Annotated in this window: 10 protein-coding genes, 1 other RNA gene and 1 pseudogene; 3 read left to right on the forward strand and 9 right to left on the reverse strand. The window is 74.3% G+C overall.

Going from position 1 to position 19,782, the window contains the following annotated elements; genetic code table 11:
* Positions 1-163 precede the first annotated feature (163 nt).
* On the forward strand, positions 164-3,565 hold the full coding sequence (locus V2S66_RS09660; protein WP_330794131.1) for a leucine-rich repeat domain-containing protein: 3,402 nt from the start codon (positions 164-166) through the stop codon (positions 3,563-3,565).
* 74 nt (positions 3,566-3,639) lie between these two features.
* On the opposite strand, the gene ssrA is transcribed toward V2S66_RS09660, so the two are convergent.
* From ssrA to ftsE, 5 genes are all read right to left on the reverse strand, one after another.
* Positions 3,640-4,028, reverse strand: a transfer-messenger RNA (tmRNA) gene (gene ssrA, locus V2S66_RS09665).
* Between the two features lie 139 nt (positions 4,029-4,167).
* Positions 4,168-4,647, reverse strand: coding sequence for an SsrA-binding protein SmpB (gene smpB, locus V2S66_RS09670; RefSeq protein WP_330794132.1), 480 nt, complete (start codon positions 4,645-4,647; stop codon positions 4,168-4,170).
* 18 nt (positions 4,648-4,665) lie between these two features.
* Positions 4,666-5,994 (reverse strand): S41 family peptidase, encoded by a 1,329-nt coding sequence (locus tag V2S66_RS09675; RefSeq protein WP_413966342.1) that lies wholly within the window; start codon positions 5,992-5,994, stop codon positions 4,666-4,668.
* 117 nt (positions 5,995-6,111) lie between these two features.
* Complete coding sequence (gene ftsX / locus V2S66_RS09680) at positions 6,112-7,029, reverse strand: permease-like cell division protein FtsX (protein ID WP_330794134.1); 918 nt, start codon at positions 7,027-7,029, stop codon at positions 6,112-6,114.
* 61 nt (positions 7,030-7,090) lie between these two features.
* On the reverse strand, positions 7,091-7,780 hold the full coding sequence (gene ftsE / locus V2S66_RS09685) for a cell division ATP-binding protein FtsE (RefSeq protein ID WP_330794135.1): 690 nt from the start codon (positions 7,778-7,780) through the stop codon (positions 7,091-7,093).
* Between the two features lie 271 nt (positions 7,781-8,051).
* Here ftsE and V2S66_RS09690 point away from each other — a divergent pair, with 271 nt between their 5' ends.
* The gene (locus tag V2S66_RS09690; RefSeq protein WP_330794136.1) at positions 8,052-8,243 is read left to right on the forward strand and encodes a hypothetical protein; all 192 of its coding nucleotides are present in this window, start codon (positions 8,052-8,054) and stop codon (positions 8,241-8,243) included.
* Positions 8,244-8,363: 120 nt separating this feature from the next.
* On the opposite strand, the gene V2S66_RS09695 is transcribed toward V2S66_RS09690, so the two are convergent.
* The 4 genes and pseudogenes from V2S66_RS09695 to V2S66_RS09710 all read right to left on the reverse strand — a co-directional run bounded on the left by V2S66_RS09695 (position 8,364) and on the right by V2S66_RS09710 (position 15,650).
* On the reverse strand, positions 8,364-9,035 hold the full coding sequence (locus V2S66_RS09695) for a hypothetical protein (RefSeq protein WP_330794137.1): 672 nt from the start codon (positions 9,033-9,035) through the stop codon (positions 8,364-8,366).
* A gap of 276 nt (positions 9,036-9,311) precedes the next feature.
* Positions 9,312-10,430, reverse strand: a complete 1,119-nt coding sequence (gene prfB, locus V2S66_RS09700) for a peptide chain release factor 2 (RefSeq protein ID WP_330794138.1) — start codon at positions 10,428-10,430, stop codon at positions 9,312-9,314.
* A 1,768-nt stretch (positions 10,431-12,198) separates the two neighbouring features.
* Positions 12,199-13,500, reverse strand: a pseudogene (locus V2S66_RS09705) (serine/threonine-protein kinase); the annotation flags it as partial.
* A gap of 374 nt (positions 13,501-13,874) precedes the next feature.
* The gene (locus V2S66_RS09710) at positions 13,875-15,650 is read right to left on the reverse strand and encodes a serine/threonine-protein kinase (RefSeq protein WP_330794139.1); all 1,776 of its coding nucleotides are present in this window, start codon (positions 15,648-15,650) and stop codon (positions 13,875-13,877) included.
* A gap of 710 nt (positions 15,651-16,360) precedes the next feature.
* Between V2S66_RS09710 and V2S66_RS09715 the strand changes: the two genes are divergently transcribed.
* Positions 16,361-19,687 (forward strand): FtsK/SpoIIIE domain-containing protein, encoded by a 3,327-nt coding sequence (locus V2S66_RS09715; RefSeq protein WP_330794140.1) that lies wholly within the window; start codon positions 16,361-16,363, stop codon positions 19,685-19,687.
* Positions 19,688-19,782 lie beyond the last annotated feature (95 nt).

Raw genomic sequence — 19,782 nt, forward strand, 5'->3', positions numbered from 1 at the left:
CGGGGCGGGCCGAGGCGATTGTGCGAACCGCGACCGGCGGTTCTCGCAAACGCCCTAGCCTCGGACCATGGGAAACGCGGAGCGGGACGCAGTACGGGACATTCTGGCGAGCGCCAGGCTGGAAGGGGGCCGATCTCTGACCCTGAGTGGAATTTCCCTCACGGTGGAGGACCTGGACCACTTCGAACGGGAGATCACCGGCCTGTCGGCGCTGCGCGAGCTTGATCTGGCGTATACCGGGCTAGAGCAGATGCCGGAGTGGATCGGGGATCTCACCCAGCTCACGACCCTCGACCTCAGCGACAACCCGTTGACGGAGCTGCCGGACTCCATCGGCCGGCTCACCCAGCTCACCCAGCTCAAGCTGGCCAACAACCTGCTCCACCGCTTACCGGACTCGATCGGTGACCTCACACGGCTCCGGACCCTCGACCTCAGCGACACCACGTTGACGGACCTGCCGGACTCCATCGGCGGACTCACCGGGCTCACCCGACTCGACCTCGACAGAACCGCGCTGGAGACGGCACCGGACTGGATCGGCAACCTCACCCAGCTCACCGAACTCAGCATCAGCGCCACCAGACTGGAGACGGCACCGGACTGGATCGGCAACCTCACCCAGCTCACCGAACTCAGCATCAGCGGCACCAGACTGGAGACGGCGCCGGACTCGATCGCCAATCTCACTCAGCTCACCACACTCGGGCTGGAGAACAACGCGCTTCGACATCTGCCGGACTGGATCGGCGACCTCACCCAGCTCACCACACTCGGGCTGACCAACAATCCGCTCGTTTCCCTCCCGGACTCGATCGGCCGGCTGTCCCGCCTACGGCGTCTTGAACTGATGAACTGCAGGCTGCCCGGCCTGCCGGCCGCCTGTGGAGAGCTGCACAACCTGGAGACCCTCGATCTCGACGGGAACGACCTGACGGACTTCCCCTCCGCGATCCTGGGCCTGACCTCCTTGACGCACCTCGACCTGCGAAGGAACCGGCTGGTCGAAGTGCCCCAAGCGATCGGCCGTCTCGCCAAATTGGAGTATCTCTATCTGCAAAGAAACCGCCTGCACAGCCTCCCGCCGTCACTGGGTTCGCTTCCCGACCTCAACTCACTGAACGTGCACGACAATCCCCTCCCGCCGGAGATCATCGCGGCCGGCGCCGAGGGAACGACGGAGCTGATCGAGTTCTTCCGGCTTCTTCACACCGAGGGCGAGCAGTTGCGCGAGGCGAAGCTCGTGCTCGTGGGCGAGGGCGCGGTGGGAAAGTCCAGCCTGCTGGCGGCGCTGCGCCGCGAGGAGTGGGTCGAGGACCGGGACACGACCCACGGTATAGAGATCAAGCAGGTGACCGTGGCGGACGACGAGGGACCGATCTCCCTCAACGGGTGGGACTTCGGCGGCCAGCAGATCTACCGGCCGACCCATCAGTTCTTCTTCACCGACCCCGCCGTGTACCTGGTGGTGTGGAAGCCCAGGGAAGGCCCGGAGCTCGGACTGGTGGACGAGTGGATCTCCCTGATCCGCAACCGGGCCGGAAGCGCGGCGAGAATCCACGTCGTCGCCACCCATGGCGGACCGGGCCAGCGCTACGCGCACATCGACGAGGCGGCGCTGCGCGAACGCTACGGGGACATGATCGCGGGCTTCCACCACGTCGACAGCAGGAACAGCGCGGACCCGGGGATCGCCGCTCTGAAGGAGGCCGTCGCCGCCACCGCGTCGGGACTGCCCCACGTGACCCGCTGGTACCCGCAGACCTGGAGCAGCCTGCGGCGGACGCTCACCGGCAGCGACGCCCCGTACCTCGAATACCGCGCCTACGAGGCGATCGCGGCCGAGCACGGGCTCTCGGCGACGAGCGCCCGCTCCCTCGCGATGAACGCCCACGCGCTCGGGCACTGGGTCCACTACGCGGACGATCCGGGCCTGGCGGAGCTCCTCATCCTGAAAGCCGACTGGCTCAGCGTGGCCATCGGGCTCGTCCTGGAGGACGGCGCGACCGTCAGCGGCGGAGGCCTCCTCCCCCACCGCCGCCTCGCGGGCATCTGGGACAACCCGGACCGGGACGACGCCCACCGCTACCCGCACCACCTCCAGCAGATGTTCCTGCGCATGATGGAGCGCTTCGAGCTGAGCTACCGGGTGCCGGAACTGACCGGCGGCGAGCCGCTGAGCCTGGTGGCGCAGCTGCTGCCGAACAATCGGCCCGAGCTGACGGCCGCGTGGACCGACTACCGCCCCGGCCGGCGCGAACTGGTGCAGATCTGCCACGTCCACGAACGGGACGGCCGCCGCCTGGTGCAGCCCGACGGGCTCATGCACCGCCTGATCGTGCTGTTCCACCGGCACTCCCTCGGCCGCGACGACGTCACCAAGGCGCTGCACTGGTCCACCGGCATCGTCCTGCAGGACCGGTACGGCGACAGGGCGCTGATCACCGCGGCCGGGAGCGAGCTGACCGTACGCGTACGCGGCCTCAACCCGCAGGCGTTCCTCGACCACTTGATCCAGGAGGTGCGCGAGTACGTCGAAGGGTTCTGGAAGGGCCTGGCGACGCGCGTCGTCGTGCCGTGCGACGTGGTGTGCCGGCTCACCCCGCCAGGACACGCGCGGTTCGACCTCGACAAGCTCTACCGCCGGCTGGAGAAAGGGCAGACGACGTACACCTGCCCGGACGCCTGCGACGACGACATCGACGCGGAAGCCCTGCTGCGCGGCCTGAACCGGAGCGCGGATCGGGAGGGAGTGCTGCTCACGACCGTTCGCGCCGCTGTGGACGGGGTGATGGACACGCACTTCGCCAGAATCCTCGCCGCGCAGGACAGCGCCAAGGAGCAGGTGCTCAGCCGGATCGACCAGCTCGACGACGGGACGCGGGCGGCGTTCAGCCGGGTGGACGAACAGATCACCGGGCTGCTGCGCTCCCTGGACGACGACGCGGCGGACGGCCCCCGGCTGTTCAGCCTCCAGCCGCTGGAGCGGAGTCTGCGCCGGCCGGGGGTCACGAGCCAGCGGATGCGGCTCACCCTGTGGTGCGAGCACAGCCGCCTTCCGGTGTCCGTCCTCGAAGCCGACAGGCCCGACGCGGGCGTGTACGAGATCGACGTCCCCCGCGACTGGTGGGTCAAGGCGGAGCCGTTCGTCAGGGCGACGTCCCTCCTGCTGAAGGCGGCGCTGCCCGTCGGCCTCGCCGCCTTCGAACTCGCGCTCAGCGACGGGCAGTGGACCGCCGTCAGCCGGCAGCTCAACCTGGGCAAGGAGATCCTCGGCTCCTCCGCCGATCTCGCCGGCGAACTCCCCCCGGCTGACGGCGACTCCGCCCTCGCCGCCCAGGCGAACGCGGAGGCGGCGCCCATCCGCGCGGAGGGCGGCCTCATGCGCACACTGCACGCGACGCTGCGCGAGCAGGACGTGACCTTCGCCGACCTGCGCCGCGTCCGCGACCAGCAGGGACGCTTTCTGTGGGTCCACGAACGGTTCGTCTCCGAGTACCAGCCCCCGCTCCCCGTCATCCCACCGCCGGCCGAACCCGCCCAGCCCGGCCAGCCCAGCCAGTAGAGCCGCCGGCCCCGGCCCCCTGAAACGCCGAACGGCGCCCCCCGTGACGGGAGGCGCCGTTCGGCGCATGGGATGAGTGGAGATGGCGGGAATCGAACCCGCGTCCTGTGGTGCGGAACCAGGGCTTCTCCGAGCGCAGTCCGCTGTGCTTTTCTCAGCCCCGGCAGTCACGCGGACAAGGTGCCGACGGGCTCAGTCACTGTTTGGTTTCCTTCAGGTCCCCGTGACCGGGTCCAGAAGTTTAGTTCCCTTGATGATGCCAGGATCCGGGTCGGGAACAGCCCCCGGGCTGACACTCCGCAGAGTCTTCGCTTAGCTGCTAATTAGGCAGCGAGGGCGAAGGCGGAGGAATCGCGCTTGGAATTGGCGATTATTGGTTTCGGCATATGGTTTACGAGATCATTGCCGCTTCCTCGGCTCGCTTCCCCTGCTTCGACATCCCCAGTCGAAACCGATCATCCCCATGTGGTGTTTTCAAGGTGCACCGCCCTCGCGGGCGGCTCACGTCCCATCGTACGGGATCAGCGCCCGGCGGGGCGACCGTATTCCCCCGGGCAGGCCCCGGAGGGCCCCCGCGCGTCCCCCGGGGCCGCGCGGGCGCGTCAGGCGCGCTGGCGGCGGCGGGCCGCCGAGACCGCGCGGTCGGTCTCGCGCCGGTCCTGCTTCTCCCGCAGTGTCTGGCGTTTGTCGTACTCCTTCTTGCCCTTCGCCAGGGCGATCTCGACCTTGACCCGGCCGTCCTTGAAGTACAGGGCGAGCGGGATCACCGTGTGGCCCGACTCCTGCGACTTCTGGTCCAGCTTGTCGATCTCGGCGCGGTGCAGCAGCATCTTCCGCTTCCTGCGCGCCGCGTGGTTGGTCCAGGTCCCCTGGGTGTACTCGGGGATGTGCACGTTGTACAGCCACGCCTCGTCGCCCTCGAGCTGAGCGAAGCCGTCGACGAGCGACGCGCGGCCCATGCGCAGGGACTTGACCTCGGTGCCGGTGAGCACCAGGCCCGCCTCGTAGGTGTCGAGGATGTGGTAGTCGTGCCGCGCCTTCTTGTTCTGCGCGATCATCTTGCGACCGGTCTCTTTAGCCATAGCCCGGCCATTCTCCCACTACGAGGGGGCTCCCAGGCCAGCGAATACCTCGCGGCTGTCGGCGACCGGGTCCTGGCCGTCCGGGACGGTGACGTCCGGGACGATGCCCCTGCCGTCGACGGTACGGCCGTCGGGCAGCCGGTAGTGGCCGACGGTCAGCTCGGCGACCGATCCGTCCGGCAGCGGGCTGGGCAGCTGCACCGAGCCCTTGCCGAAGGTCCGCGAGCCCATGACCACGGCCCGGCCGCGGTCCTGCAGGGCACCGGCGAGCATCTCGGCCGCGCTCATGGTGCCGCCGTCGACCAGGACCACCAGCGGCACCCGCGTGTCGCCGCCGGGCGCCGCGTAGAGCGCCTGCTGGGTGCCGTGCACGTCGTAGGTGGCGACCAGGCCGCCGTCGAGGAAGGAGGAGGCGACCGCGACGGCCTCGGTGACCAGGCCGCCGGAGTTGCCGCGCAGGTCCAGCAGCACCCCGCGCGGGGCGTTCCGCACCGCGGCCGCGACCTGCCTGCCGACGCCCGCGCTGAAGGCGTCGACCGTCACGATCACGGGGCTGTCCGCGGGCCGGGTGACGGTGACCGCCTCGGTGGCGAGGGTGGCGCGCCGCACGGTGACCGTCCAGCTGCGCCCGGCGCGCTGCACGGCGAGGGCGACCCGGCTGCCCGGCACGTTGTCGCCGCGCAGGTCCGCGACGACCTCGGTGACGGCCAGCCCGGCGCAGCGGACGCCGCCGATCGCGGCGAGCACGTCGCCGACCCGCAGGCCCGCGCGTCCCGCCGGGCTGCCGCCCTGCACCCGGGCGACCTGGATGCGGCCGCCGTCGATCCGCCGCACCCACAGGCCCACGCCGACGTAGCGGCCGTCCAGCGCCTGCTGGAGTCCGGCGTACTCCTGCGCGGTGTAGAAGGACGACCAGCGGTCGCCGCTGCGGCTGACCAGCCTCTGCGCGGCCTGCGGGCCGACCTGGCCGGTCTCGATCTCCTGGGCGATGCGCCCGGTGTCCAGCGGGGCGTGGTCGCTGTCGAGGCCGTCGTCCGCGGGCCCGTCGCCGCCGGTGGCGTCGGCTCCGCGCGCCTGGCCGTCGCGCCCGTCGGCGCCGCTCGCGCCCCTGGCCGGCGACCCGCCGGGCGCCGGTGCGCTCCCGGACGCGGCGGCGGAGGAGCGGGAGGCCGGCCGGCCGGCGTCGGCGACCGGCGCGGCCGCGATGCGGGCGCCGGGCCGCCGCGAGGCCGGATCGGTGAGGCTGCCGGCCGCGGCGCCGGTGGCGAGCATGGTCCCGAAGACCAACGTCAGGGTCACCCCGCGGCGCAAGCGGCGGGGCGTCCCGAACAACCACGGGCCGGACATGGCCGGAAGTCTAGGCCAGAAACGGGCGCGGTACGGGAGGTTGCCGCCGCCGCGCGCGGCCGCGGCACGCGTCCGGATGCCGCTGCCTGCGGGGACGTGCGGACCGTGCGGTGCGGGTCACACCTTCAGGTAGCGGCGCAGCGCGACGAAGGCCGCGACGGCCGGCATCACGAGCCCGATGCCCAGTACCAGGGGCAGTTCGCGCACCACCGGGCCCCAGCCGAGGAAGGAGACCAGCGGGATCTTCTCCTGGAGCCGCAGACCCGCGTCGATCATGAAGTAGCGGCCGCCGAGCAGCATCACGCAGGCCAGGCCGGCGCCCACCAGGCCGGCGAAGGCCGCCTCCATGATGAACGGCATCTGGATGTAGAAGCTGGACGCGCCCACCAGCCGCATGATGCCGGTCTCGCGGCGGCGGCTGAAGGCCGAGACGCGCACGGTGTTGACGATCAGCAGCATGGCGACGGTCAGCATGAAGGCGAGGACCACCCACGCGACCGTGGTCATGCCGTTGAGCAGACCGAACAGGTTCTTCAACGTGTCCCGTTGGTCGACCACCGACTGCACGCCCGGGTGTCCCTCGAAGAGGCTGGCGACGATGGCGAACTTCGTCGGGTCCTTCAGCTTGACCCGGTAGTTCTCCTGCATCTGGTCCGGGGTGATGGTGCTGGCGAGCGAGGAGCTCTTGAACTGCTCCTGGTAGTGCTTGTACGCCTGCTCGGAGTTCTCGAAGTAGACCTTCTCGACGATCGGCTGCGCCCTGAGGTCCTTGAGGATGCTGGCCTTCTGGTCGTCGGTGACCGCACCGCGCGCGCAGTTGGGAGTCGACGCCGCGTCGCTCTTGTTGCACATGTAGATGGTGACTTCGACCTTGTCGTACCAGTAGCCCTTCATCGCGTCGACCTGCTTGTTGACCAGCAGGGCCCCACCGGTGAGGGCCAGCGACAGGGCGACGGAGATGATGACCGCGAAGGTCATCGTCAGGTTGCGGCGGAGGCCGACGCCGATCTCCGACAGGACGAAGTGGGCGCGCATGGTGTCTGGTTCCTTTCAGAGGGGCTTCGGGCGTGCGGCTGCGGCCGGGGCGGCCAGGGGGTCAGTGCTGGTAGCCGTACACACCGCGCGACTGGTCGCGGACCAGTCGCCCCTTCTCCAGTTCGATGACGCGCTTGCGCATCTGGTCGACGATGTTCTGGTCGTGGGTGGCCATCACCACGGTGGTGCCCGTCCGGTTGATCCGGTCGAGCAGGCGCATGATGCCGACGGAGGTCTGCGGGTCGAGGTTTCCGGTGGGCTCGTCCGCGATCAGCAGCATCGGGCGGTTGACGAAGGCCCGCGCGATCGCCACGCGCTGCTGCTCACCGCCGGACAGCTCGCCGGGCATGCGGTCCTCCTTGCCGGCCAGGCCGACCAGGTCGAGGACTTCGGGCACGGTCTTCCTGATGGTGCCGCGCGGCTTGCCGATGACCTCGAGCGCGAACGCCACGTTCTCGGCGACGGTCTTGTTGGGCAGCAGGCGGAAGTCCTGGAAGACGGTGCCGAGCTGGCGCCGCATGTGCGGGACCTTCCAGTTGGACAGCCGGGCCAGGTCCTTGCCGAGCACGTGCACCAGACCGGTGTCGGTGCGCTCCTCGCGCAGGATCAGACGCAGGAAGGTCGACTTCCCCGAGCCGGACGAGCCCACCAGGAAGACGAACTCCCCCTTCTCGATCTCCAGCGTGACGTCCCGGAGCGCGGGACGGTTCTGCTTGGGGTAGGTCTTGGTGACGCTGTCGAATCGGATCACGTTCGCACCAGGGGTTTGCGGGGTGAGCGGACAGGGGATGGGGGCGACACTACGCGAAGGGGCAGGCGCCGCGCAGTCGCCGTCGGGGGTTGGTGGCCCGGCCCACACGGCATACCGGGGCAAGCCCGTCATTGCGCCAGCGGCAGCCCTTTGCCGCGGAACCTGGCACAGTGGAAGGGTGCGCACAGGCGCGTGCGCGGGAGTGGGAGCGCACCTGCTCGGGAACGATTTCCGCACCGGGAGCGTTCACCGGACGGAGGAGGAGATCACCATGACGGTCGACCGACTGGTGTGCGCCAACTGTTCCGGTCCGGTGAGTGAGGGCCGCTGTGCGGTGTGCCGCGCGAACCGCGCCCGCCTCCAGCAGGAGAATCCCTGGTCCGCGATCACCCCCGCGACCCTGATAGCCCTGCTGGTGGCCCTCCTCGCCGTCGTCCTCGTGGTGGAGCACGCCACGGCCTGACACCGCCGGCGGGCCCGCGAGGCCGCCAGGGAGGCGCTGAGGGCGCTCACAGACACCGAAGGGCCCGGAACGCGGTGCGTTCCGGGCCCTTCCGCCGTATACGATCCGCGCCGGCCGTCGTCAGGCGGCGCCGCCGCGGCGCGCCAGGCGCGGGGTCAGGCGGAAGCCGACGCCGCCGGCGATCAGCGTCGCCGCGCCGATCAGCAGGAACGTGGTGCCGCTGGAGCCGGTCTCGGCCAGCTGCGTGGTGGTCTGGCCCTGCGGGACCTGCTGGGTGTTGTCGGTCCCCGGGTTGTTGTTCCCGCAGTCGACGCTGTCCCCGGTCAGGGTGCAGGTGTTGTCGTTGCCGCCGGTGGTGGACGAACCGCCGGTGGAGCCCGCGCTGGAACCGCCCGTGGTGCCCGCGCTCGTACCGGGAGCCGTGGTGCTGCCGCCGCCGGGAGTCGTGGGCTGCGTGGTGGGCGTGTCCGTCGGGGTGTCCGTCGGCGAGTCCGTGGGGCTGTCGGTGGGCGAGTCCGTCGGCGAGTCCGTCGGGCTGTCCGTCGGCGAGTCCGTCGGCGAGTCGGTCGGGCTGTCGGTGGGCGTGTCCGTCGGGTCGGTGGGCAGCGTGCCGCCGGGCGTCGTGTCGGTCGGCGCCGGGTCGTCCAGACCCAGCTGCACACCCGCGCGGACGCCGTTGCCGTCGTTGGTGACGGCCTGCGCGGCGCCGACCGCGGTCAGGGAGGCGCCGGCCGCGATCACGGCGGCGGCCGCTATGCGCGTGACCCGTACGCGCGTGTTGCGCTTGCTCATGTGTGAAGAACCCCCAGTAGAAGACTGCTTGGGGCCGCGCAGACATGGAAACGTACGGTGCCGCCGCAGGGGCCGGATGCGCTCACCCCGTGCGCTCACGCCTCAATCATGCGCATGCCGCGCAACACCCTCGCGGCTTTCCCCTGGACCGTCAAGGTCATTAAGCACGCAATAGGCGGATTGCCCGCGTGTGCCCGGCAGTTCTCCACACCACTGTGACAAGACCGACGCCGCCGCGGGGTGGCGCGTCGCGCGCCGATCCCCCCTCAACTCCGCCTAGGCCGCGGTCTTCTCGCGGGACTTGCGCCAGCGGATGCCCGCCTCGATGAAGCCGTCGATGTCGCCGTCGAGCACCGACTGCGGGTTGCCGACCTCGTGGTCGGTGCGCAGATCCTTGACCATCTGGTACGGGTGCAGGACGTACGAACGCATCTGGTTGCCCCAGGAGTTGCCGCCGTCGCTCTTGCCGAGCGAGTCCATCAGGGCCTGCTCCTCCTGGCGGCGCCGCTCCAGCAGCTTGGCCTGCAGCACGTTCATCGCGCTGGCCTTGTTCTGGATCTGCGAGCGCTCGTTCTGGCAGGAGACGACGATGCCGGTCGGCAGGTGGGTGATGCGGACCGCGGAGTCCGTGGTGTTGACGCCCTGGCCGCCGGGGCCGGAGGCGCGGTACACGTCGACGCGCAGCTCGGACTCGTCGATCTCGACGTGGTCGGACTGCTCCACGACCGGCAGCACCTCGACGCCCGCGAAGGAGGTCTGGCGGCGGCCCTGGTTGTCGAACGGCGAGATGCGCACCAGGCGGTGGGTGCCCTGCTCGACCGAGAGCGTGCCGTAGGCGTACGGCGCCTTGACCACGAAAGTGGTCGACTTGATGCCGGCCTCCTCCGCGTACGAGGTCTCGTAGACCTCGGTGGAGTAGCCGTGGCGCTCGGCCCACCGCAGGTACATCCGCTGCAGCTGCTCGGCGAAGTCGGCGGCGTCCACGCCGCCCGCCTCGGCGCGGATGTTGACCAGCGCCTCCCGGGCGTCGTACTCGCCGGACAGCAGGGTGCGGACCTCCATCTCGTCCAGCGCCTTGCGGACCTCGTTCAGCTCCGACTCGGCCTCGGTGCGCGTGTCCGCGTCGTCCTCGGCCTCGGCCAGCTCGAAGAGCACCGACAGGTCGTCGATCCGGCCGCGCAGCGTCTCGACCTTCCGCAGCTCGGCCTGCAGGTGCGACAGCCGGCTGGTGATCTTCTGCGCGTTGTCCGGGTCGTCCCACAGGGACGGTGCCGCGGCCTGCTCTTCGAGCGCGGCGATGTCAGCCCGCATCCGGTCGAGGTCGAGGACGCTCTCGATCGACCCCATGGTCGAGGACAGGGACTTCAGTTCTTCGGATACATCGACGATCGCCACGCGTCCAGCCTACCGGCTGGTTGCCCGGACCCACCCCGGGCGCGTGCGGCTGCCACCGGCGAGGGCCTTGCCGCCCCGGGGGGGCGGGGTCTTCGGGGGGGACCCGGGCGCGGATCGGGGCACCCCCGCGGCTGCCTTCGCGGCGCAGCCGCGGGGGCGGGCGGCGCGAAGCCCGCCCGGGGCGGAGGCCGCCGAGGGGTGGACGCGCGAGACCGGCCCGCGGGGCGCGCAGGTGGCGGGCCGGGTTCGCGGCGCGCCCGCCGAGCCGGCCCGGGGTGGATGCCATGGCGGGCCCGGCCAGCAGGCCGACGAGACCCAGGCCCGGGCTGCCGTGGCGGCTGACAGCCGGCCCGTCGGGAGGCCGGGTCGCCCCAGGGGCGGGCTGGAGGCAGATCCAGACCGAGGATGTCGGGTCCTGGACCGTACGGGAGTCCGGCTGCCGCCGGACGGCTACGGGTCTCCGCGGGCGGCAGCGCGTCCCGGCGCGGGGATGCGGGGAGAGCCGCGGGGCAGCCGCGGGGCCGGTGGCGGCGCCGAGGTGGCGGGCCGCCTTGGCGGCGCGGCCGCCGGGGGCGTGCCCGAGGCGGACGTCACGGGGGCACGGGCCGCAAGGCACCGGGGCGCGGGCCCGGGGTCGCATTCGCGGGGCAGCCGCGGGGCCGGGCGGCGCGGAGGTGGCGGGCCGGGTATGCGGCGCAGCCGCCGGGACGGACGCCGCAGGGGCCGTCCGCCGGAGCGGGGGGCGGTGGCGGGCCCAGCCGCTAGGCGGCGGCACGGAGCCGGGGTGGTGCGCCCTCGGGGAGGGCTAGGCGGTGGTGCGGGTGAGGGTTCCGTGGGGGGTGGGGGCGAAGAGTTCGAGGGTGCCGGGGCCGGTGGCGGCTCCGAGGGGGCCGGTGAGGCCGGGGGGGAGGGGGGCCGCGCCGCCCTGGACGGTGGCGGCTTCGCCGCCGGCGAAGACGTAGAGGCGGGAGCCGGCGGCGAGCGCCTCGGGGCGGCGTTCGCCCGCGTCCAGGCCGTCGACCAGGGCGGACGGCCGCCACGCCCCGCCGGAGAACGGCAGCCACAGCACCGCTCCGTCGGCCTTGCGGACGACGAACGCGTCGAGGCTCCCGGCGCCCCGCGAGACCAGCGCGGGCGCCGACGTGATCCGGCCCGCGGTCGGCACGAGCGCCCAGGCGTTCCACCGGCCGCCGACCAGCGACGCGGTGACCAGGTCGCCGCCGACCCGCCCGACCAGGTCGATCCGGCCCGGCGCCGAGGACGCGGCGGCCGGCGCCGCGTCGAAGCGGGTCCGCTCGTCGACCTGCGACCAGGCGTTCCAGGAGCCGGACGCGTACGTACGCCGGTAGAGCAGCCCGTCGGTGCCCAGTGAGAACAGGTCGATCCGCCCGGCGCGGGCCGAGACCACCGCCGGGTCGCCCTCGGTGCTTATGCCGGTCAGCCGGTGCCAGGTGCCGTACCCGGAGGCGTCCCGCACCACGTACCAGACGTTCTTGTCCGCGCCGCGCGCGAAGACGTACGTGGCGGAGCCGAGGGCGACCGCGCGCGGGCCGCCGGTGAGCCGCACGCCGGCCGCCGGCACGGCGTGCGGCGCGGTCCAGCGCGGAAGGGTGACCGGCGGACCGGTGCGGCCCTGCGGGGAGGGCACGCCGGCGGTGGGCGCGGTCGGGGTGCCCTGGCCCGCGGTGTGCGTGGCCGCGGCGCCGGGCGAGGTGCCGGGCGAGACGGACCGGTCGTCGCGCGAGGTGCCGGTGTCCTTCGCGCCGCCGGGGTGCTCGGAGCCGGACGAGCCCGCCGAGGCGATGCCCCAGCCGCCGAGCCCGGCGACCGCCAGCGCCGCCGCGGCCGCCGCGGCGAACTTGATGCGGCGCTGCCGGATCGCGTCGGACACCGCGCGGTGCCGCGGGCTGGCGGGGCGTCCCGCCGCCGAGGCCCGGCCGCGGGCCGCGCCCGCGTTCTTGCCGTTCGTACGGCCCGCGCGGGACGCCGCCCCGAAGCCGGCCAGCTCCTCCGCGGAGGGCAGCTTGATGCTGGTGTGGGTGTCCCGGCTGGAGTCCGGCGCGGCCCCGCGCACCAGCGGTACGGCGCCGCGCCGCCGGTCGGCGAAGGACGACCCGGGTGCGGGCGGGGCCTGCGGCCGCGACCGGCCCTCGGCGTCCGCGCCCTCCGTGCCGTCCTCGTCGCCGTAGGCGGTCTCCGCGGCGGCCCCGTCGGCGCCGGGCGGCGCCACGTCCAGCGCGGGCGCCCCGGCCAGGTGCGGCAGCAGCTCGCGCAGCCGCGCGCCCAGCTCGCCCGCGGTCAGCCGGGAGGCGGGCGCCTTGGCCAGGCACTGCGCGAGGAGCTGCCACAGCTCGTCGGGCAGGCCGGGCAGCGGCTGCACGGTCTCCGTGACGTGCCGCCGCAGCACCGCGCCCGGGTGGCCGCCGCCGAACGGCGTGAACCCGGCGACCAGTTCGTACAGCACGGTGGCCAGCGCGTAGATGTCGACCGACGCGCGCGGCGGCAGCCCCTCGATGATCTCCGGCGCGAGGTAGTCGGGGGTGCCGATGATCCGAGTGGCGCGGGTGCGGCGCGGGGAGTCGACGAGCCGGGCGATGCCGAAGTCGGTGAGCAGCGCGGGCGGCGCGCCGCCGGGTCCTGGCGGGGCGGCGGAGTCGAGCAGCACGTTCTCCGGCTTGACGTCGCGGTGCACCACGCCCCCGGCGTGCGCGGCGGCGAGCCCGTCGGCCACGTCCGCGGCGATCGCGACGGCCGCCTCGGGGGTCAGGCGGCGTTCGCGCTCCAGCCGGGAGCGCAGGTCGGTGCCGCGGACCAGGTCCATCACCAGGGCGAGGTCGGCGCCGTCCACCACGAGGTCGCGGATGCCGACGATGTGCGGGTGGCCGAGCGACAGCAGCGCGGTGCGCTCCTGCACGAAGCGGCCGACGAGGTCCTGGTCGGAGGCGAGGTCCTCGCGCAGCAGCTTGATGGCGACCGGGCCTTCGGGGCCGTCGCCGAGCCACACCGTGCCCGCGGATCCCCGCCCGAGCACCTGGTGTGCGGTGTACCGGCTGCCGATCTTCCTGGCCAAGGCTGCTCCGACTCCTCCGAAGGTCCGTCGCGTTGGCGACAAAGCTACGCGGAACAGCGGCCGTTCGGGGCACGCGGAGGCGGTGAGGAGGGGTTCTGCCGGAGAAATCACCCTCCGGAAGTCGACAAATATCCACACCAGGGCGTACGGAGGGGCAGGGCAGGGGCACCCCGGGCGGTGGTGTCGCGGGTCAGGGCGGCCGGCGGGAGGTCCGGCGGCGCGTGCGGCGGCCGCCACGCGTCGCGGCGCGAGCGGTCCGCGGCGCGAGCGGTCGACCTCGCGGCCGGTCCGCGGCGCGTGCGTTCGCGGCACGAGCGGGTCCGCGGCGGAGCCGCCGAGCCGTCAGCCGCCCGGCCCGTCAGCTGCGCGAGCGGTCAGTTGCCGGAGCCGCCGCCGGAGTCACCGGTGATCGCGGACACCTTGTCCCACGCCGTGTGGACCCAGTTCGACGTCGCGTCCCAGAGGTTGCGGGTGCTGTCCACCCAGTCGGGCAGCGGCGTGGTGTACCAGACGACCACGAAGATCACGACTAGCACGAGGATCACCGTCAGGCAGCCCTTGAGGCACCCGAGGCCGGGGATCTTCACCGGGTTGGCGCTGCGCCTCGGCTCGCGGGGCGCCCGCGGCTCCGGGGCGGCCGGGCGCTGCGGCTCGTACCGTTGCGGCTGCGGCTCGTACGGCCGGGGCCGGTACCCCTGCGGCTGGGCGGGCCGCTGCGGCGGGTACCCGTAACCGCCGCCCTGATGCGACGGCGGCTGCTGCGGCCGCGACTGCTGGGGCGGGTACTGCTGCCCGCCGTACGGTGGCGGCTGCTGCGGCGCGGGGGCCTGCGGCCGGCGCCGCGGGGCGCGGCGCAGCGGGTCCTGCCCCTGGCCCTCGGGGCTCCCGGGCGGGAGGTACTGCACGTCGGTCTGCTCGTTGCGGTGCCGGGCCGCCCTGAGCTGCGACTCCCACGGGTGCGGGCCCTGCGCCTGGGCCGGCTGCGGAGCGCCGCCCGGCACCGGCGGCAGCACCCGGGTGCTGTCCCCGCCGGAATCCCCGCCGGAATCCCCGCCCGAGCCGCTGGAGCCGCCGAAGCCACCTGAGGCCGGTCCGCCGTCGGAGGGCAGCATCCGGGTCACGGCGTTCGGGTCGTAGCCGGACCCGCCCTGACCCGCGGAGCCGGAACCGAGACCAGGACCGGGACCGGAACCCGATCCGGACGGGAGCACCTGCGTCGGGTCCGCCTCCGACGTGCCGGGCACCGGCGTCGGCTCGGTGTCGGGGCCGAGCAGCGCGGCGACGCCGAGCGCGGCCTCCGCCTGGTCGGGGGTGGCCCGCGCTCCGATGCCCGCCGCGACCACGCGCAGCGCCCGGGCCAGGCCCTCCGCCGAGGGCCTGCGGTCCGGGTCCTTGCGCAGGCAGCGCTCGATGACCGTCCACAGCGGCTCCGGCACGCCCGACGGGCGGCTCGGCTCCTGGTTCAGGTGCGCGTGCAGCACCTCGATCGCGCTGTCGCCGCGGAACGGCGCCGCGCCCGTGACCAGCTCGTACAGCAGGATGCCGGCGCCGTACACGTCGACCGCCGAGGTCTGCGGGCGGCCCTGCGCGGACTCCGGCGCGACGTACGCCGGGGTGCCGACGAACTCGTGGGTGCGGGTCACGCCCGGGGAGTCGGCCAGCCGGGCGATGCCGAAGTCGGTGAGCATCGGGTGCATCGTCTCGGTGCCGTCGTCGCCGACGACGGTGGCGATCAGCACGTTGGCGGGCTTCAGGTCGCGGTGGACGATGCCGTCGGCGTGGCTGGCGGCGAGCGCGTCGGCGACCGCCGCGGTCAGCAGGGACGCGCCGATCGGGCTGAAGGGGCCGTTGTCGCGCAGGTAGCGGTGCAGGTCGGGGCCGTCGATCAGGTCCATCACCAGGGCCAGCAGATCGCCCTCGACGACCAGGTCGCGGACCCGGACGATGTGCGGGTGGCGCAGCCTGACCAGCGCGGAGCGCTCGCGCAGGAAGCGCATCACGACGTCCGGGTCGCTCGCCAGCTCCTCCTTGAGGACCTTGACGGCGACCGCGGTGCCCTCTTCGCCCCGCACATGGCCGCGCCAGACGGTGCCTGTGGCGCCGCGTCCGAGCGGCTCCTCCAAGAGGTACTTGCTGCCTACCGGCCGCACGTCTTCTGCTCCCTTGCGTCGCTCCGCTGCCCCGCTCCGCCCTGGTCCGGCGTCTGATCGCGGTGATCGGTGGTGGTCGTTCGCGGTGGTGGTCCGTGGTGATCGTCCACGATGGGGTTCGTGGTGATTGCCGACCAGCGTAGTGCCGGGTGCGACCCAGCGGCCGGATTCCCCGGTAGGACGCCGTACGGGGGCGGATGGTTGCCTGTTCGGCGCGGCTGCCGCGGCGGTGCGCGGAGGCGCCGCGGGGCCGTGGCGTCAGCCGGGCGTGCGGAACGTCACCCTTGACGGGCGTTTTCGGTCACCCGACGGACGTTTTCGGTCGCCGACGGGTGGACTCCGGCCGCGATGCACTCCAGGATGATCGTCCGCCGGTCGGTCAAGATCGCCGCAGGGCGGTACCGGCGACGGGCTGTCGGTGGCGGGTGGGAGGATGCACCCGTATGGCTGTCCGGCAGCGGTGGGGGCCCTGCGGTGCGTCAGCGGGATTCGTGCTTGAGTGGTGCGCGCGGGCCCGAAGTGGCGCGTGGGGCACGACGGTTGGCGTGGCAGTTGGTGTGGCGGTTCGTACGGCCCGGCCGTACGGGTGAGCGAGTGTTCGAGTTCGAGTGGTCGTGCCGGTTCGCGCCGGACGGCCTGCGCCCGCGGGCGCCCCGGGGAGGGATTCCCGTAGGCGTGCGCGGGCCCGGGGAGAAGGGACCGCGGACGAGATGCAGATCCGGCTGACCGTCCTCGGGCCGCGCGGCGGCCGTGCCGCGCGCGGCTGCGACGTGCTGGTCACGGCGCCCGAGGGCACGCCCCTGGGCAAGGTGGCCGGCGCGCTGGCCTCCGCGGCCGGGACCGGGCAGCCGGGCGGCCGGTCCGCCTCGGCCGCCGTGGTGCTCTACGCCGGCGCCGAGCGGCTCCCGCCCACCGCGGTCCTCGGCGCGCCGCCGCTCGTGGACGGCGCGCTGCTGTCCCTGCACGCCCCCGCGGAACAGCACGGCGAGCACGGGCCGTACGGCCGCTTCGGGCAGTACGGCAGACCCCCGGCCGAGCTGGCCAGGCTGCGCGTGGTGGGCGGCCCGGACGCCGGCGGGGTGCACCTGCTGCAGGGCGGCCAGGCCAGGATCGGCCGTTCGGCGGACGCCGACGTGCCGCTCGACGACCCGGACGTGTCCCGGCTGCACTGCGAGATCGCGGTCGGCGCGGACGGGCAGATCACGGTCGCCGACCTGGAGTCGACCAACGGCACCGCCCTGGCCGGCCGGGCGGTCGGCCCGCGCCCGGTGCCGTTCACCGCGGGCGCGCTGCTGCAGATCGGCGAGTCCACGCTCCGCCTCGACCCCCCGCACGCCCCCGCGCCCTCGCCGCTCGCCTCCGTCCCCGACGGGGACGGCCACCTGCGCGTCGCCCTGCGCGACGACCCGGGCGGGGCGGTGCGGTGGACGCCGGGCCCGGGGCCCGGTGCGGAGCCGGGCACGGCGGACGCGATGCCCGCGGCGGACGCGAGCGGAGCGGCCGCCGCGGGCATGATCCCCGGGCAGCCGGCGGGGCCGCGCGGCGGCGGCAGTACGGCGACGGGTTCGGGGACGGTGACGGTGGCCGGGCGGGAGCCCGGCGCCGCGGCCCCCGGGGCCGTCCCGGCGCAGGCCGCGACCGGCGCCGCGGGCACCCACGGAAGCGGCGGCCGCTGGTCCCCGCACGAAGGACCCGCGGCGGACCCGTACGACCCGCCGGACCCGTACGCCTCGCAGCAGGCGGACCGGGCGGGCCGGCGCGCGGCCACCCCGCAGCAGGGCGTCGCGCCTCCCCGGGGCCGCGATCACGGGACGGGCGACGGGACCGGGGGCGGCGCCGGGGCCGACGGGCGGCGCGAGACCGGCGAGCGGGCCAGGCCGGGTGCGGAGGCCGGGCGGGCCCGCGGGGTCGGCGCTATAGGCGCGTGGGCGCGGCGCAGGTTCACCGGGGCCCGCGGCGGCCCGCAGGAGGGCGACGCCGGCGAGTCCGAGGCGCTGCGTGAGCGCTGGCCCGACCCGGCGGCCGTGCTGCTGACCGCGCTGGGCCCCGGCCGCCGGCTGTGGGAGCGCGGCCCCGCGCACCCCGACGCGCTGACCGTCCGGCTCGGCACGGCCGACCTGCCGTCGGAGGACGGCACCCGGCGGCTGGCGGCGGTGCCGTTCACCGTGGACCTGCGCGCGCCGGGCTCGGCCGCGCTGACCCTCGCGGGGCCACGGCCGCGCCTGTCCGGGCTGGCCCGCGCGGTGCTCGCCCAGCTGTGCGCGCTGCACTCCCCCGCCACGCTGGAGGTCGTGCTGCTGAGCGCGGACCGCACCCGGGCGGCGGAGAGCCGCGCCGAGGAGTGGTCCTGGCTCAACTGGCTGCCGCATCTGCGCCCCGCGCACGGCCAGGACTGCCGGCTGCTGCTGGCCTTCGACCGCGAGCAGGCCGAGGCGCGCACCGCGGAGGTGGTGCGGCGCCTGGAGGACGGCCCGCTCGGCCCCTCCTGGGCGGCCGCCCCGCAGGCCGCGGTCGCGGCGGCCGCGGCGGCGCACCACGGCACGTACACGCTGCTCGTCGTCGACGGCGACCCCGGCTCCGCGGCGCTGCGCGAGACGGTGGCGCGGGTCGCGGAGACCGGACCCTCCGCCGGGGTGCACGTGCTGTGCCTGGCCGAGGCGGGCGAGCGGCCGGCGATCGCGCACGGCGTGGTCGCCCGGCTGTCCGGCGACGTCGCCACGACGCTGAGCATCGAGACCGCCGGGCACGTCGTGGAGCCGGACGACGAGATCGTGCTGGACGCGGTGTCCGCGGACTGGGCGGAGCACTTCGCGCGGGCGCTCGCGCCCTTGCGCGAGGCGGACGCGGAGGCGCGCGGCACGCGCTCCCGGTACGCCCTGCCCGGCACGGTGCGGCTGCTGGACGAGCTGGACCTCGCGCTCGCCACCCCGGCGAAGATCGGCGCCCGCTGGGCGGAGGCGCCCCCTGCCGCGCCTGCGGCCACCGCGGTCCTCGGCGTGGGCCCGCAGGGCCGGATCGCCGTCGACCTCGTCACGGAGGGCCCGCACGCGCTGATCGGCGGCGCGCAGGGGTCGGGCAAGACCGAGCTGCTGCGCTCCTTCGCGGCCGCCCTGGCCGCTGCGGAACGCCCCGAGCGGCTCGCGCTGATCCTCGTCGACGGCGCGGGCCAGGAGCGCGGCGAGGGCCTCACCGCCTGCGCCGACCTGCCCCACGTCTCCGCCCACCTGGTGGCCTCCGACCCGGTGCGCATGCGGGAGTTCGCCCAGGCGCTGACCGCCGAGCTGAGGCAGCGCGCGGAACTCCTCGGCGACCAGGAGTTCGGCGCCTGGCACGCCGAGAGCCTGGCCGCCCCGACCGTCCCCCGCCAGGCCGGCTCCGCCGGCGGGCCCGGCGCACGGGCGGCCGGCGACGCGGCCAACCCCCGCCCCGGCGACGCCGGTTCGCGGCGCTACGGCCGCCCGGCGGGCTCCGCCGGCGACCCCGGCAGCGCGCCGCTGCCTCGTCTGGTCATCGTCGTGGACGACCTCGACGCGCTGGTCGCGCCCGCGCTCGGCGCGCCCGGGCGGCCTTCGGCGGGGAGCGTGGTGCGGGCGCTGGAGGCGGTGGCGCGGGACGGTGAGCGGCTCGGCGTGCACCTGGTCGCCGCGACCGGGCGGCCTGAGCGCACCGCGGGCGGCGAGGCGGACGAGCGGGCGCGGATACGGATCGCGCTGCGGATGGCGGACCCGGAGTCGGCGGCGCTGATGGTGCACGTCGAGGACCCGGCGGGGCTCGACGACGCGCTGCCGGGACGCGGCTACCTGCGGCGGCCCGGTGGGGCGGTGACGGTCTTCCAGACCGGGCGGGTCAGTGCGCGGATTCCGCGGACGGCGACATTGCGGCCCACCGTGGTGGCGCTGGAGTGGGACCGCATGGGTGATCCGCCGGCCCGCCGCCAGGTCCGCGAGCTGGGCAACGGGCCGACCGACCTGGCGCTCCTGGCCAGCGCGCTCCAGCGCGCCGCCGAGGCCGGCGACCCCGAACGCACCTCACGCTGACGCCTGTCGGGCCCCGCCCGGCAGGCGGCGGCCGCCCCGGCCGGCCTCACGCCCCCGTACGCGCACCCCGCGCCCGCAGCCCCCGTACGCGGCCT

This window comes from Actinacidiphila polyblastidii (genome assembly GCF_036353415.1).
GTDB lineage: Bacteria > Actinomycetota > Actinomycetes > Streptomycetales > Streptomycetaceae > Actinacidiphila > Actinacidiphila polyblastidii.